The following is a 15,491-nucleotide window of genomic DNA, read 5'->3' as shown; positions in this document are numbered from 1 at the left end:
ATGCAAAATAAACTTAATGTAGTGAAAAACCAGTTTATCCGTGCATTTGTTTTGTGTGGCATTGTTTTTAACGCGCAAACTGCAAATGCCGTTGGGCATCCAAAAGGCAATTACATGCCGGACGGATATTCTGTAGAAACCATCGATTTACCGAAAGATGTGCCTTTTCATATAACCGGGCTGGACACCAGTAAAAATAACGAGGTATTTGTTGCCACCCGTTTGGGTGAAGTTTGGCGCTTAAAACAAGGAAACTGGACAAAGTTTGCGGATGGTTTGCATGAACCAACTGGTTTAATGATAGAAGATGATGGCAGTATTATTGTCGCGCAAAAACCAGAATTAACCCGTCTGGTCGATATTAACAACGACGGGCAGGCAGATGATTATATTCAAATTACGGACGACTGGAACTTTCACGATAATTATCACGAATTTACTTTTGGCCCAGTAAAAGATAAAGCCGGCAATTATTACGGGACCCTTAATTTAAGTCATGGTGCGCCTAAGTCGTTTTCGCTTGGCACTATGGGCAGCGCGGGTGGATATCGTGGATGGGCATTTAAGGTGAATACAAAAGGTCAATTTGAACCATTCGCTTATGGTTTGCGTTCACCCGCTGGAATTGGCATCAGCCCGCAAGATGAGTTGTTTTTTACTGATAACCAAGGCGATTGGGTTGAAACCTCTAAGCTGCATATTTTGCAGGAAAATAAGTTTTACGGGCATCCAATTCCGCTCATTGATCATCCTGATTATAACGAAGATAAAATTCGCAGTATGACACCGGCAGACTTTGACAAATTGCGTGAAAAGCCGGTTGTTTGGATCCCGCATATTGAAGTGGCAAACTCGCCGGGAAATCCTGAATGGGATACCACAGAAGGCCAGTTTGGCCCCTTTAAAGGACAAATTTTTATTGGTGATCAAACCCAGTCAAATGTCTTTCGTGTGATGCTGGATAAAGTGAACGGTCAATATCAGGGGGCGGTCATGAACTTTGTCGGAGGCATGCAAAGTGGCAATATCCGTACGCGTTTTGATAGCCAAGGACATTTATGGGTGGGTCAAACGGCGCGCGGTTGGGGCGCAAAAGGCGGTAAACCTTTCGGATTAGAAAAAATCGTTTGGGACGGCACCAACCCGTTTGAAGTGCTGGATATCAAACTGACGAAAAGTGGTTTTAAAATTAACTTTACTGAAGCGGTTGAGCCTAACACCGTGCGTGCAAATAAAATTGCAGTATCGGAGTGGAACTACAAGTACAGCGGCGAATACGGCTCAGCTAAGCAAAACCTGAAACAGCTTGATATTCAAAAGGTCAGGTTGACGAACGATAATACGACATTGTGGGTCGATGTGCCGCTAACCGCGGATAAAGTGGTGATGTTTGATTTTAAAGCATTGACCAGTGCCAGTCAGCGCAAGCCCAGCGTAAATAAACTTTATTACACGCTAAATCAGCTGCGTAACTAAATTTTTTGCGCACATTTAGGCAGCAGGCAACACACCATGCTGTTGCCTGAATAACTTGATTAACTAATTTACCGTTTAATTTAGGCGTTGAGCATATGTATCAAACATCAGAAATTCAAGACCAAACGAGCCGCAAAAAAAGTCATCAAACCTATGTGATATTTGTCGCATTACTGTTTGTTGTGGGCGCGGCAGCTATTCCACTGTATTTAGATATCTGGCTAAATTGGTTATGGCTGTCTGTTGGGTTGTTTGTATTTTTGTATTTTCAGTTTGCTCAAAATCAACATGAAACAACGGATAAAGAATCCGAACTACATACCATGCAGCGACAGCTGCAAAACTTAATTGAGCAAAAAGACAGCGAAATTAGCGAGCTTAAGTCACAACTGGTGACGGTCAATGAAAAGCAAGTTTTATACAATACCGTATTGGATTTAATTCCTGACTGGATTTACGTAAAAGACACGCAGCATAACTATATATACGCAAATCGCTCATTTTTAAAAGCAATCCCTCAATTGGAGTTGGGAAAAAGTGATGATATTTTTATGCCGCCTGATTTTTGTGAAAAAGCCTGGGCGGATGAAAAAGCTGTAATGCATAAAAAAATGCATTTTCAAGATATCGAAGAACAAGCCGGTGATGTCTGGCTAGCGACAACCAAAGTGCAATGGACAGAAGCCAAAACCGGACAATTAAATGGAATAATTGGTATTACAAGAAATGTCACCCCGCATGTGCACAACCGGCAAACGATCGAAAATAATAACCGTTTGATAAGCGAAAAAGTTGAACGAGTGTATGAAATTCAGGCCGATACGCAAAAAGCCGGCAAACGCTCTAAGGATTGTTATCAAGTATTTTCAAATTTATCTGAAATCATCACAGACATTAATACCAAAAACGATCTGATCGGCGAAACAGTCGAGCTGATCCAAGGGCTTGCGAGCCAATCAAAATTATTGTCAATTAATGCCGCGATAGAAGCGGCCAAAGCTGGCGATTCCGGTCGTGGGTTTGGTGTTGTTGCCCATGAAGTGCGTGAACTGGCCGAACGCAGCGAACAGGCTGTGAGTGAAATTAAAGCGGCAATTAATGCCAGTACCGATGTCATAGGCTCTGGCAACCGCATGATGACAGACGTTAGCCAATCGTTTAATCAAACAATTGAAAACTTTCAGACCATAGCACACAACTTAGATGAACTCAGCGACGATTTAAGTAAAATATAAGACTCACCGCTTTTTAAACTTAGTCGCTATCCCGCTATCAACCAAAGTTAATCCTTATAAACAAAGCTATCCAAGGTTTAAAAATTCACAGCATAATGTGAAAAACATAACCCCCGCAGTTGTAATGGTCTAATACAACTGTAGAGATTTATAGATTCAAAGAATGTAAGAATATCTAATGGAAAAGAAGGCGGTGCTAGTGATGAACTATGGAAGCCTAGTGGCTATACTTATGACCCTGAAACAAAAATAGGAGTGGCGGAGGCTGTTATCGCCCGCTTTCTGGGATGAAATTCCAAACACGTGGATAAAAGATTTTTAGCGATGAGGGAAAGTATTAAAAAGTATGATTTTTATAACAAAGTTAAATTTGAATGTAAAAAAAACAGAGCTTAAATACGCATATCACCATGAAAATTTCGTTTATTGTTTTAATATACTTTCTTTGCTTGTCGATGAAGGGCAAATTGCAAGTGAGTGTATTGAAAATGAGTTGGTTGCAATGACCGATGAACCTAATATGTGTTTAATTAGTACAAGCAAAATTAACAGCTGACTATGCCAATAAACCGAATGCTAAAGTATTTGATCAAGAAGACCTTAAATATCAAGGCAACAAAGGTATCGACCATGTTGTACAAGACGTAGACGCTGATGGTAAGGTTTGGGTTCATATTTACGATAGTAAGCAGGCAGCACAAAACGGCACCTTTCAGTTATCGAAGTTAAACGATGGGACGTTGCAAGGTAGTAAAGAATGGATTACAAGCAGGGCAAAACTATTGCCCGACAATAGCCCAGCTAAAGCTGTGATATTGGACGCGGTAGATTCGGGTAATTTCAAATTCTATCTTGCAGGCGTGGTGCAAAACCGCAGTGCTGAACTCAATAATTTTGATTTTAAACCAGGTGAGCTGCTGTTTGCATCTGGCATTGATGTGCCATCTAAATAAAGGAACCATAATGCATATAAAAGAACTACTTCAACCAGGTTTAGATAAAATTGAAAGTACACTCAAACTAGAAGAATCTTTTCGTGAACGCACGCTAGAATTTATTCGCACAAACACTGGTGACCCGCTTATGTGTCTACGAGGGGTGTCTACTTACCATTATGGCTTAGCTATGCGGGCCTGGTATTACCAAAAAGATATTAAGCAAATGCGCCAGCAGCTATATATCGCGGCTAAGGCTAGAGTGCAAGCGGTGAACCGTGGGACGATTGAAATTAATGAGCTCGATAACCGCCATATGGGGCATCACCTCTTACCATTGCTGAGTAACCATCCGGAGCTAATTCGCTGGAGTATTCAACGCGATAACATGGTATTTGAGCGAGAAGGGGAACTACTGGTTAACTGCTACCCAGATGCATATCACTATTTGTCAGTAACTTACATGCTGGCACTACGAGGTGAGTTTGAACTGGTTAAAAAACGCTGCGAATTTTTGCAGCAAAACCCCAGTACACAGCCAAATTTGATTAAATACCAGCCCGACTACCAGTTTTTTATGGCGTTAGTAGAAGGTGATGAAGCCGAAATGACACGTTATTTAAATTGGTTAACCTCAATTGAGGTGGCTAAAGAGCGTAACTTTGATGATTTATTTGCGCTTGAACAAAACCTGTTCTCGGTATTTGGCTTTTTATACACACGTTTGGCGTGGATGCATGGCTATAAAATACAAGTAGACAGCCCTTGGTTGCCAATGGAGTGGATAGACACAACGCCGCTTGCGGCAGAAGATTACCAAGACCACTATGACTTTCTGCAAGGTTACGACATATTTACCCCTTGGGGGAATGAGTATTCTGCTTTTACCCCACGCAGGCCAAATGAACCGCTGCGCGATTTAAGTAAATTTGTAGACCCCTACTTGCAACCCAAAGAAACTCATCTGGCTCAGAATCAGCAAGTCATTGGTTACGAACCCCTGCCCGAAGGGCATATGGACCAATTTAAAAGCATGACGCCTTTAGTTGCACAGTTGTATTCAAAACGTGCTGGTTTTGAAATGAAACCCAGCAAAAAAGCAGTAGCCTATTTAGACGTTTTACTGGCCGAAGATGACATTAAAAATATAAAAACCGACACCAAAGTTAAATTGTTTGGCATATTTTTGGGTGATGCAATTATCAAAGAATATGGTGGAGCGTGGGTAAAAGCGTATAACCAAGAAGCGATAAAAATTGGTGATAATTTTTTCACTTTACCATTAAACCGAATTTGGCGAACCTGTGAAGAGGCAAACAGCGGCAGCATCAGTCAATATTTTGAATCAATACAGCAGTTTGTTTAAATGTGTTAATTTTTATTGTGGCAAATCTACTCTAATCATTCCTCCATATGATCGCCGGTTATAATTCTGTACTTCTTTTGGAAGGATTATGGCCGGAAAGCTCTTTTTCTTATGACTTCTTTAATGAAATGAGCGTTAAAGCCTAAAAACGGATAATCATTAAAACCTATAAGTAGTGTGACATCAAAACCTATAAATGATATAACACTAAAACCTAGAAGTGGTGATTGATTACTGGTAAGTATCACGAGTAATAGTTGGAGCGAACATGAATGACATATCACAAAAACTAGCAAATTCGCTTGAGCAATTACAACAGCTTCAAGAATCTGGGGTTGTTGCCATCCAGTCGAAGCAACTCAGCAGAGTGCATCGAGAGCGGCTATTGAAGCATGGGTTTATTCGCGAAGTCATCCGTGGCTGGTACATATCGGCGATGCCAGATGAAAAGCACGGCGACAGTACATCTTGGTATGCTTCTTTCTGGGATTTTTGTGGTGCATATTTATCGGAACGTTTCGATAATGTCTGGTGTCTATCACCTGAGCAATCAATTAGCCTGCATATCGGCGATAAAACTGTTCCTCAGCAGTTGCTCGTACGCTCGCCCAAAGGTAATAATAAACCCACCGCCTTCCTACACAACACCTCGATTTTTGATGTCAGGTTGAACATGCCAGCCGCAGAACACATTGAAAATCTGGATGGGCTCAATGTATACAGCTTAGCGGCAGCACTTGTTTATTCTTCGGCGAACCAGTTTCAAAATGCGCCCATTCAAATGCGTACTGCCTTATCGATGGTGACAGATGCATCCGACGTATTGTCCGTTTTACTCGCCGGTAATCACAGTGTTATTGCCGGCCGACTAGTGGGGGCTTTTAGAAATATTGGTCGAGACCTGATCGCTGACAATATTTTAAAAAGCATGCAAGCGGCTGACTTGAAAGTGCAGGAAGAAGATCCATTCGCAGAGAAAGTGAAAGTGAGCTTTGGCCGTCGTGATGTGTCCCCCTATGTTAATCGCATGCGGCTGATGTGGGCCCAAATGCGTGAAAGTGTCATAGCGCATTTTCCTGAACAAATACAACAAAGCGTCGACATCGAAACCTATATGGCCGAAGTGGAAGACAAATACGTCACAGACGCCTACCACTCACTGTCCATCGAAGGCCATCGGGTGACTCGCGAATTGATTGAACTGGTTCGCTCTGGCAACTGGCAAGCTGAAGGTTCAGACGAGAGTAAAAAACACCTAGATGCCATGGCTGCCAAAGACTACTGGGATGCGTTTCAGGAAGTTAAAAAAGCGGTTCTAGCAGTCTTAGAGGGCGAGAACCCTGGGGATGTATTGGAACAGACGCACAGCGATTGGTATCTCGCCTTATTTGGCCCAAGTGTGGCCGCCGGTATTATTAAACAATCAGACTTGGCCGGTTACCGGTCAGGGCCTGTTTATATTCGCCAGTCTATGCACACCCTACCTAATAGGAACGCGGTTCGCGACATGATGCCGACGCTCTTTGACTTACTCGCAGAAGAGGAAAATGCAGCAGTCAGAGTGGTACTGGGGCACTTCATTTTCGTCTACATCCACCCTTACTTTGATGGTAACGGCAGAATGGGAAGATTCATCATGAATTTAATGATGGCCTCAGGCGGTTACCCGTGGACAGTCGTGCCCGTCGAACGACGGGATGAGTACATGCAAGCATTAGAAGCGGCGAGTGTGAAACAGAATATCGTACCTTTTACACAGTTCTTGGCATCGCTGCTTTGATCTGATCCAATACTTTTAGACACCACGCTAAGTGAGTGAAAAAACTGACGAGATGAAGACGGAGTTTTAATATGGACGAGACTTGGAGGAATAGATTGCTTGATAATCCTTTATATCATTTAGCTAAGCTAGACATAATGAATGAAGGATTGCCCAAGTTGTTACGAGGCTGTTGTCCATTTGGGAGTTCTTCTGGTGATAATTGCAAAGCTCGTTATAGAATCGAAAACCTAGCAACAATAGTAAAGATTCTATCGTTGTTAATTGAAGAACGAGTAATACATTCTAAGGATATTGAACTTGAATTGATAAATATGCTTCAAGATTATAAGTACTCGCTAGTTGTATTAACTTATGTACATTTCTACTTAAAGAATTATATGACAGATAAACGATATAATCCTTTTCCATGGAGGTTAGACTATCACAATCTACTTCAACTTTTTGTAAATAAAAGGTGGAGTTATTCAAGCTCAGAGGAAAATTTGAAATACACTTACAATTTTTTAGTTTCCAGCATTAATACTATTGACCCTGACACGAGTAAAATCATCAGTAATAGAGGATTAGATTATTACTTCGATAAAACGTAAAACGCCCTAGATATATTTATAGATACCGGAATAACGTAAACAAGGCCGATACTAAACGGGTATCGGCCTTTTTATTTGGCTTATTTTTGCAGTAAAGCTTGCGCTGCATGTGTTAAAAATAAATATCGGCTACCCATCGGGATCACGTATTCATTTTGTCCCCAAAAGAACGGCCAGTTACTTTTGTTTTCTGGCAGATCCGGTGGCAGTACTAATACGCCTGGAACAACTCCACCCGGGATAAATGAAAAGTCGGCTCGGTTTGAGCCGTAAGCGGCCGTTTGTGACTTGGCACCGATACCGGAGGCAAAGGAGTAATTAGAATCTGGGTGAGTGCCAAAAATATAGTTGAGGCTACGGTATACCAGCTCTTTTTCAACAATGTCTGGGAAGGCTTTATTGAGCCAGTAATTGGTGATACCAAAACCCATAACTGAACCGTTTCCGGCCCATCCTCCGCGGGTAATCGGAACACCGTATGGGTTGTCCTGTTCAATATTGACTATTTGCTCTCGATATTTTTCGGTCAGCATTCTAATTTTGCTTGCGTAAGCTTCGTCCATATAGGGCAGTGCCAAAATCAGCATGGCGACGTTATCACCATGATAATTGTCTTCAACCTGATGGAGTAATTCGTTTACTGCTTGCGTGTAGCGCGTATCTTGCGTGGTGATAAGAAGTTCCACAGCGGCTTTAAGTTTTTCTTCTTCCAGCTTGCCACCGGTTGTATTGCCAAAGCGGTATGTATTGGGTTGTCGGTTTTTTTCGTATTCCCATACCTTTTTAGCTGTCATTAAACTCTCTTCAGCAAGTGCCTGATTGATTGGGCCAAGCACACGGCTGGCGGCAGCAAGAGCAGCAGCAGAGCCATAATTTAGTGCACTGGTGTTGGTGGTAAATGCCCAGCGGTCATCAAAGCGGCCACTGTGGGTGCCGTTTTCTGGCATTAGCTCTTCAGTGCTTGTTGGATCGACAGTTGAAGGTTGATACATTTTACCGACAGCACGTTCCGCCGCATGTGGATCCATACTGGCGTCGTATATCATGTTGTCGGTTTTGGTAGAACCATCACCAAGATGAGGGTACTGATATAACCGCCCAGCGACAATACCTGGAATGGCGTGACCAATGGCGCGATGTTGCGCAATCAGTGCTAAAACACCATGTTCGATTTGTTGTAGTATGTCTTGCTTACCATCAGGACGGTTAATTTCAGTGAATTTTTTGGCTTGATCAACCGTGGTGTTATCACGCTCAATACCAAACTCTTCAACGGCATGCACTAAGCCTTGTACAGTGTGATATTGCGACTGAGTGCGAATATCATAATCACCAGCATCGTACCAGCCACCGTAATTTAAACCATCGATATGTTCAAAAGGTTCAAAGTGGGTATCGAGTGCTTCTCCATGGGCGTATAGGTCAAAGTGTTCGTAATTGGCAGGTGCCTGTAAGGCATCATCCATATGCGATCGGCCGTGCCATACGCGATAAGCTTCACGTACCAACATATGGTCCATTTGCACTGGAAAGAAGAAATCCAGCGTTGGTTGCCAGACTTTTGCCAGCACACTGTTATCAATTGGAAAAGTATGAGTCGTTTGTTTGCCGTAGCGTAGCTGATACAAACCCGGCTCAGTAATCTCAGAAAAATCAAAGGTGGCATACTGATAACGTAAATAATTTCCCCACAGGTTGGGCTTAGCGCTGTGTACAGTTTGGTGACTGCCATCGGCGTTTATTTTAAGTAATTCTATACGTTGCTTTGGCGTGTCGTTTGAATCCAGTTCGATTATGGCTTGCTTGGGTTGTTTCGGATGGTAGCCAACCTGAGAATAGCCGACGACAGGCTGGCGAACCCAGTTGGGTAGGGCGCTGATGTCTAGGCTCCATTCCACAACTTTTCCGGTGCGGCCAGCAGGGATTAGGTCTCGTACTACATACCATCCGTTTTGTGCTTTGGTACGACCGTCAAATAACATGAGTTCGCCATCACCTAATGTTTCGGTAATGGTAACGCGACGCGTCGGGTCTTCTGGCGCCAGAACAAGTGTTTTGCCTGTAGCAAAGGGAGTGGGTTCAGTTAATCCATTGTCGTTCATACGCATACCATTAGTGGTAGATGCTGAACGTGGAAACTGGCCTGGTTTTCCATCGGCAAGATAAGCTTTATCCCAGTATTCGGCAGGTACAAATTCCATATTAAAGCCGGCCTGGCCTACTAAATTTGTCGGTAGAGGTTTGTCCAAATGTACACTGATAATAACTTTGTCGCCTTGGGTCGTGGCTTTTACAGCGTAACTAAAGTTATGCTCTGGGTAGGCGAGTTGTGTGGTAATTGTATTGGTTTGCGAGTTTACTTCACGGCTGACTAATTGCCCCATTCCGTCCCACTGTTCTGGTGTATGCAAAAGGCGTACATCGCCGTTGGTGGCAGTGCGTTCACCATGGTGCACAATTTCGATACCGGCGGTTTTAGAGTCGAAAAATAAACCACCAGGCTTGCTGGAAAACGCAAACACGTCAACGGCAGCGGAGTCAAAATACGCTTTCTCGTTTAGCAAAAATGCATTGTATGAATGACTATTAGGTTGTTGTGCACATGCGCTTATTAGGCCGGAAATGACGATAGCCTTTACCAGCGGTCGCCAAGAGGATAGTTTTTGCATAAGTAACTCCGTAGATTATATATTTGCATATAGTTAATGGTTTTTAAGTGTTTTGTTGTAATCATAATGACCATTAGGTGTTAAACATAACGCAAATTTAAACAAAAGACGAGATATAAACGAGCATAAAATTAATTTTTTAACATTATCGAAATCGTGATAGCCAAAAAACTTTACAGTTTAAAGTTATACAGTACGCAAGTATTTGGGGTTGTTTGCTGAGTAAAAATCACAAAAAAAGATTCTAATTTATTTGTTATATGAATTTTTGTTTTTGCTGGTGGTTTTTATTTTAGGGTTTTTTTCGGGTTTTTCGCGGGGGGGTAAATGATGCTCTGAGAGATTATGCGCTAAACTACGGCATAATCCCCTGACCGATGAATTTTTTGAATTTTTGCGGGCTGGCATTTTCATCACCGAGTAATAAAAAGTACAACATACCAGCATCGGATATGTCAGCTTTGTTATCTGGGTGGCGTTTCATGCGTTCATATATCCAGGCTACGCTTGGATCTGAGTGATTTTTCATCCACTGCCAAACTGACCAGTCTTGTTTTGAATTCCACAATAAATTTACGTCCCATTCAGCGTTTTGATCCTTGATGCGATGATAATTAATGCGTTTACCGCTCAGTTCAATAACGTCGGTTAAGGTGTGATGTTTTTGCTGTTCCGGTACAGGTTTTTTATCGAATTTGGGGTCGCCTCTGCGTAAGTGATTATCGTTATAGCCACTGTGAGAAAGAACATAAACATGTGACAGGCTGTCTATTTTTCCATTCGCGATAACAGCTTTCACCGCACGATAAAAGAATTCACTGGGGCCCATATGAACAAAGTATAAAGGGTCTTTGTGAGTTGAAACTTCAATCACTTGAATCAGGTGGGCCAACGCTTTTTTATAATCTGCACTGACATCAAAGAATTTTTTGTTATCAAAATTCCAATAATTAATTGCACCTTGAACTCCGATCGCCATTTCATTTATTGCCGTAGTATGTTCTGGCGCGTCGATAAAATTATTGTAAGAGTAGTGCACTAAGTTTTTATGCATTTTTAATTTAGCAATTATCGCTAAGGTGGCGGGGGTCGCACCCCAATCATCCGGATCTGCTCTTGGCCAAAAATGATGATTATCTGGCTGATTGTTGCCGTCTGCGCTGATCGCAATTCGATTGTTATCGTAACCCCAACCGGCCGCAAACGTATGTGTTGTTAGCAATAACAACAAGGATAACAGTGTTGATAATATTTTCATTTTGAGTCTCTTAATTATCGCCTAGGCACAAAACATAAAAGTTTGAACCGCGTTTTTATACTTATTTATCAGTTTAATATTGTACACCTGCAAATTTACAATTTCACATACAAATGCAATTAATATATGGATTATAAGTCGGCAGCAAAATGCTACCGATACAAAAGCGTGGGTAACCACATAGACAGTTCAGGTATAAAAGTAACCAGAAATAACACGATAACCAATGGGACTAAAAACGGAATGGTTGCTTTCGCGCATTCTTCAAATGGTACTTTTGACACTCTTGATAACACATACAACACCATACCGACTGGGGGGGTTAACAAACCTATCATCAAGTTAAGTACCATCATCACACCAAAGTGCACTGGGTCAATGCCTAAACTAATCGCAATAGGCAGCAACACTGGGGTGAGTATAGTGATAGCCGCAATAGTTTCCATAAAGCAGCCGACAACGAACAATATTAACGTCATTAGCAATAAAATAGTGGTTTTATTGTCTGTAATGCTCAGCATCCAAGTGGTAAATTCTTGCGTGACTTGCTGGCTGGTTAACACCCACGAAAAAATTGCAGCGCCGGCAATAATTAACAAAATAATACTGGTGGTTTCAATCGTTTCCATACTCACTTTAACCAGCTTTTTCCAACTTAAGGTGCGATAAACGCAAGTGCCTAAAATAAGGGCATATGCAGCGGCAGCTATGGCGGCTTCAGTGGCGGTAAAAATACCAAATAAAATACCCACAATAATAATCACAGGTGTCATCAGTGACAAAAATGCAGATTGAAAAGTACTGTTTAAGCGCGTCATACTAAAACCAGCATCTTTTGGGTAGTTACGCTTTTTCGCATAATAAAACACCATAATCATCAGGGCGATTGCCATTAATAAACCGGGAATAAAACCCGCGGCAAATAACTGACCGATAGATGCACCCGCCATTACACCATAAATAATCATAGGTAAACTGGGTGGAATTATCGGGCCGATAGTCGATGATGCCGCAGTTAAACCCACCGCAAATCCGGCATCATAGCCTTTATTGCGCATTGCCTTGACTTCAATCGCACCTAAACCTCCGGCATCGGCTACCGCAGCACCTGACATACCTGCAAACATAATAGAGGCACTGACATTTACATGGCCCAAGCCACCTCGCATCCAACCGACCATTGCGTTGGCAAAATCAAATATACGATTTGTGATCCCCGCTGAGTTCATCAGCGCACCGGCAAGAACAAAAAATGGTATGGATAACAGCGGAAAGCTATCGATGCCACCCACCATTCTATGCAAAACCACCAGCTCGGGTACTTGTCCGTCAACCATTATTGCCAGTAGCGCTGAGCCTGCTAATGCAAACGCCACCGGAAAACCAAGAATGATCATGATAATCAAAGAAATAAATAATGTTGCAATAACCATGTTGATTCCTAATTTCGTTTAATCGCAGCTGGTTGTGCTATCTTGATTAATTGTTTAGGTTGGATTGGAAATAATGTTAAATAAATACTGATAACTGCGTGCCAGCATGATTAATAAACTGGCAAAAATAACCCCATATAAAACGCTGATGGGCAGGGGTATCGAGGCCATTTTATGAATGTGCAACAAAGGTATAATCTGCCACGCAAAATACGCTAACGCGGTGATAAAAATAACGTTAAACACAGCGATAGTTTGATATAAAAGAGTCGATAATTTTGTCGGCATCCAGCGGTGAAACAGTGCAACAAAAATATGGGTGTTTCTGCGAACGCCAATGCAACCACCCATAAACCCTAAACATATCAACTGATAGCGTGCGACTTCTTCAGTCCAGCCAAGTGGCGCTGAAAAAACATACCGACTTATAAATTGTGAAAATACGGTCACTGCTAAAATCCAAAACAGAATAAATGCTATCCAGTCTTCAAACTTATAATCAGCGTAGTTAAACACAGTGTCGTCTTCATGTTGGAAGTCGATTTGTGCAGAAGCGGCCCGATTCTGAGGCTCATTAGAACTATTGGATGTTTTGTAATCTGTCATAAAATTCAGCTCCCAATGATTGTTTAATTTCCATATGGCGCGGTAAGGTTTTTGCTCTAAACAAACTGCGATCGACGGTTAATACCGTGACACCTTGCGCTTTAAACCAGTCGAGTAGGGCAGATTCGGATGCTCTGGTATCAGACGAGACGCCTTGTGCTGCTTCTTTTAATACTTGGTTAAATATAATTTTGTCTTGCGTGTTTAATGACGACCACAAACGATCACTTAACACGGTCAAAATAGAGCCTTGTAAGTGGCCCGTGAGGCTAATGTATTTTTGCACTTCATAAAACTTTTTAGCTTTAATCGTTGGCAGCGGGTTTTCTTGTGCATCAACCACACCTTGTTGTAGCGCCAGATATACCTCAGAAAAGGCAATAGGACTCGGGTTCGCTCCCACCGCTAACGGAAACATTTTATAAATGCTGGCATTGGGTACGCGTAGTTTTAAATTAGCCATATCGTCAGGCGTTTTTATCGGTTTGTTTGCTGTTAAATGTCGCTGGCCATAGTAGTTGTTGGCCACGATTTGATTTCCTTTAGTGGCTTTTTTGTAACCTAAGCTCATTTCCTCAAATAAAGCGCTGTTGTTAAAGTTTTGCCAATGTTGATAATCTCTGAAGATATAAGGCAATTCGGACAATGTCATAGGTGGGTAGTTTTGCCCAGCAAAACTGGTGCCTGTGTAGATAATATCGATCGTTCCTAAACTTAAACTCTGATTTAATTCTGCTTCTTTTCCCATTATAGAGGTTGGGAAAACTTGTATTTGATATCGACCTTGTGTCTGCTTTTTAATTTCTTGCGCTGCCCACACCGCCCATTTATGCAAAGGTTCGGAAGTTTCATACACATGACCCCAAGTAAGGCGCTTAACTGTATTGTCATCTGCGAATAACGGATTACTGAAAAGCAAAGTAACAAATAACAACTTAAACAAACTTTTATTCAAGCTCTTACACAAGTTAAAAAGCGCTAATTTATCTTTCATTGAACTAATCTCACTTGTAACCCCTGTTTTTTATAAAACGTTAACGAGACGAAATATTATATTGCAAAAAATGTTCATTTTGTTGTATTGTTAACATTTAACCATAATGTTGTTGCAAAATGCAACTAAACAATGGTGTGCAGTGAGCAATTTCTGAACACCTAACAAAAGGTCGCTGGGATGCGAGCGTTTTAACCATTTAGCCATGAAAGTAAGTACAACTATTGAAAGGTATTACAATGAAGAAATTAGTTCTCTCAACCCTAGCTGCTTTAGCTTTTAGTTTTAACAGTTACGCAGGGTTATTGATTAGCTCAGCTCAATCTGAATATACAGTGGGTGAAACGCTGTCAGTTGATTTATTTTATCAAACAAACGATGGCAGTGCTGCGGCAGACGTTATCGATATTTGGTTTGATACTAATGTTTGGTTTACTTATTCTAACGACATTGCCAGTTTTACCGACTTTGCTTTATCCAGCGCGTATGACGATGCAGATCCCTTTGCTTTTGTTTTTGATTATGCCGCTAATGAAGCTGAATACTTTTTATCTACTTTTGGTACGGCCGGACCATTTGATACAAGCGATTTATTTAGCTTAGGTTCGCTAAATTTTCAAACCAATCAAGCAGGCTTGTTTAATTTTGATGTCATTGATTTTGCGTTAAGTGACTTCAATGGATATTTTGACGATACAGCGCAATCAAGTTATTCGGTGAATGTGGTTGCAGCCGAAGTACCAGAACCTGCAACCTGGGGATTATGCGCACTCACTGCCTTTTTGTTGTTCACTCGCAAATTTTCAAGTACAAATGCTCAAATGCCAAAAACGCAATTGTAAAATAATGTTGCCTGCATAGATTGTCGGTTTTAACAGTGGTTATGCGGGGGCGAATCTGCTCCGCTAATAAAGCCAGTTGCAGAGCTAAAGCTGTAAATAGATTGAAAAGGCTAACCCCTTAAAATCACGATCAACACGCTAAAATTGATTCTGAATTGTCACTCCTACTTTTTAAACTAAACTGATACCGTCTGCAGACGGTTGATTGTGGTAGATTGGTATTGGTGGGCGGCTCTGTAATGGCGCGTTCTGCAATAACTGCAGGGCGAAACGATGAGAGGACGAATGAATATGAGACAAGATA

General features: G+C 41.7%; 11 protein-coding genes. 6 read left to right on the top strand and 5 right to left on the bottom strand.

Annotated features, from left to right (window positions below; all coding sequences use genetic code 11):
- The 5 genes from FNT16_RS18190 to FNT16_RS18170 all read left to right on the top strand — a co-directional run bounded on the left by FNT16_RS18190 (window position 1) and on the right by FNT16_RS18170 (window position 6,792).
- Window positions 1-1,476, top strand: coding sequence for a DUF7133 domain-containing protein (locus FNT16_RS18190; RefSeq protein ID WP_143873211.1), 1,476 nt, complete (start codon window positions 1-3; stop codon window positions 1,474-1,476).
- A gap of 95 nt (window positions 1,477-1,571) precedes the next feature.
- Window positions 1,572-2,711, top strand: a complete 1,140-nt coding sequence (locus tag FNT16_RS21050) for a methyl-accepting chemotaxis protein (RefSeq protein ID WP_143873209.1) — start codon at window positions 1,572-1,574, stop codon at window positions 2,709-2,711.
- A 740-nt stretch (window positions 2,712-3,451) separates the two neighbouring features.
- Entirely contained in the window at window positions 3,452-3,664 is a 213-nt protein-coding gene (locus FNT16_RS18180) for a hypothetical protein (protein WP_143873208.1), read from the top strand.
- Between the two features lie 10 nt (window positions 3,665-3,674).
- Window positions 3,675-5,012: an Imm49 family immunity protein gene (locus FNT16_RS18175; RefSeq protein WP_185976797.1), complete on the top strand. Its 1,338-nt coding sequence runs from the start codon at window positions 3,675-3,677 to the stop codon at window positions 5,010-5,012.
- A gap of 268 nt (window positions 5,013-5,280) precedes the next feature.
- Entirely contained in the window at window positions 5,281-6,792 is a 1,512-nt protein-coding gene (locus FNT16_RS18170; RefSeq protein ID WP_143873204.1) for a Fic family protein, read from the top strand.
- A gap of 673 nt (window positions 6,793-7,465) precedes the next feature.
- Here the strand turns inward: FNT16_RS18170 and FNT16_RS18165 are convergent.
- The 5 genes from FNT16_RS18165 to FNT16_RS18145 form a co-directional block, all read right to left on the bottom strand.
- Window positions 7,466-10,054, bottom strand: a complete 2,589-nt coding sequence (locus FNT16_RS18165; protein ID WP_143873202.1) for a glycoside hydrolase family 9 protein — start codon at window positions 10,052-10,054, stop codon at window positions 7,466-7,468.
- 355 nt (window positions 10,055-10,409) lie between these two features.
- Window positions 10,410-11,312 (bottom strand): hypothetical protein, encoded by a 903-nt coding sequence (locus tag FNT16_RS18160; protein WP_185976796.1) that lies wholly within the window; start codon window positions 11,310-11,312, stop codon window positions 10,410-10,412.
- A gap of 152 nt (window positions 11,313-11,464) precedes the next feature.
- Entirely contained in the window at window positions 11,465-12,745 is a 1,281-nt protein-coding gene (locus tag FNT16_RS18155; protein ID WP_143873200.1) for a TRAP transporter large permease, read from the bottom strand.
- A 54-nt stretch (window positions 12,746-12,799) separates the two neighbouring features.
- Window positions 12,800-13,351 (bottom strand): TRAP transporter small permease, encoded by a 552-nt coding sequence (locus FNT16_RS18150; protein WP_143873198.1) that lies wholly within the window; start codon window positions 13,349-13,351, stop codon window positions 12,800-12,802.
- Window positions 13,326-14,345 carry a sialic acid TRAP transporter substrate-binding protein SiaP gene (locus FNT16_RS18145; RefSeq protein ID WP_143873197.1) on the bottom strand — a complete coding sequence of 340 codons (1,020 nt, stop codon included), beginning with the start codon at window positions 14,343-14,345 and terminating at the stop codon, window positions 13,326-13,328. Before FNT16_RS18145 ends, FNT16_RS18150 begins: the two co-directional genes overlap by 26 nt.
- Before the next feature lie 239 nt (window positions 14,346-14,584).
- On the opposite strand from FNT16_RS18145, the gene FNT16_RS18140 reads away from it, so the two are divergent.
- Window positions 14,585-15,187: a hypothetical protein gene (locus FNT16_RS18140; RefSeq protein ID WP_143873195.1), complete on the top strand. Its 603-nt coding sequence runs from the start codon at window positions 14,585-14,587 to the stop codon at window positions 15,185-15,187.
- Window positions 15,188-15,491 lie beyond the last annotated feature (304 nt).

The organism is Catenovulum sediminis, from assembly GCF_007289895.1.
Taxonomy (GTDB): Bacteria; Pseudomonadota; Gammaproteobacteria; order Enterobacterales; family Alteromonadaceae; genus Catenovulum; species Catenovulum sediminis.
Note: the sequence above shows the minus strand (reverse complement) of the source record. Positions and strands in the feature narration are given on the sequence as shown.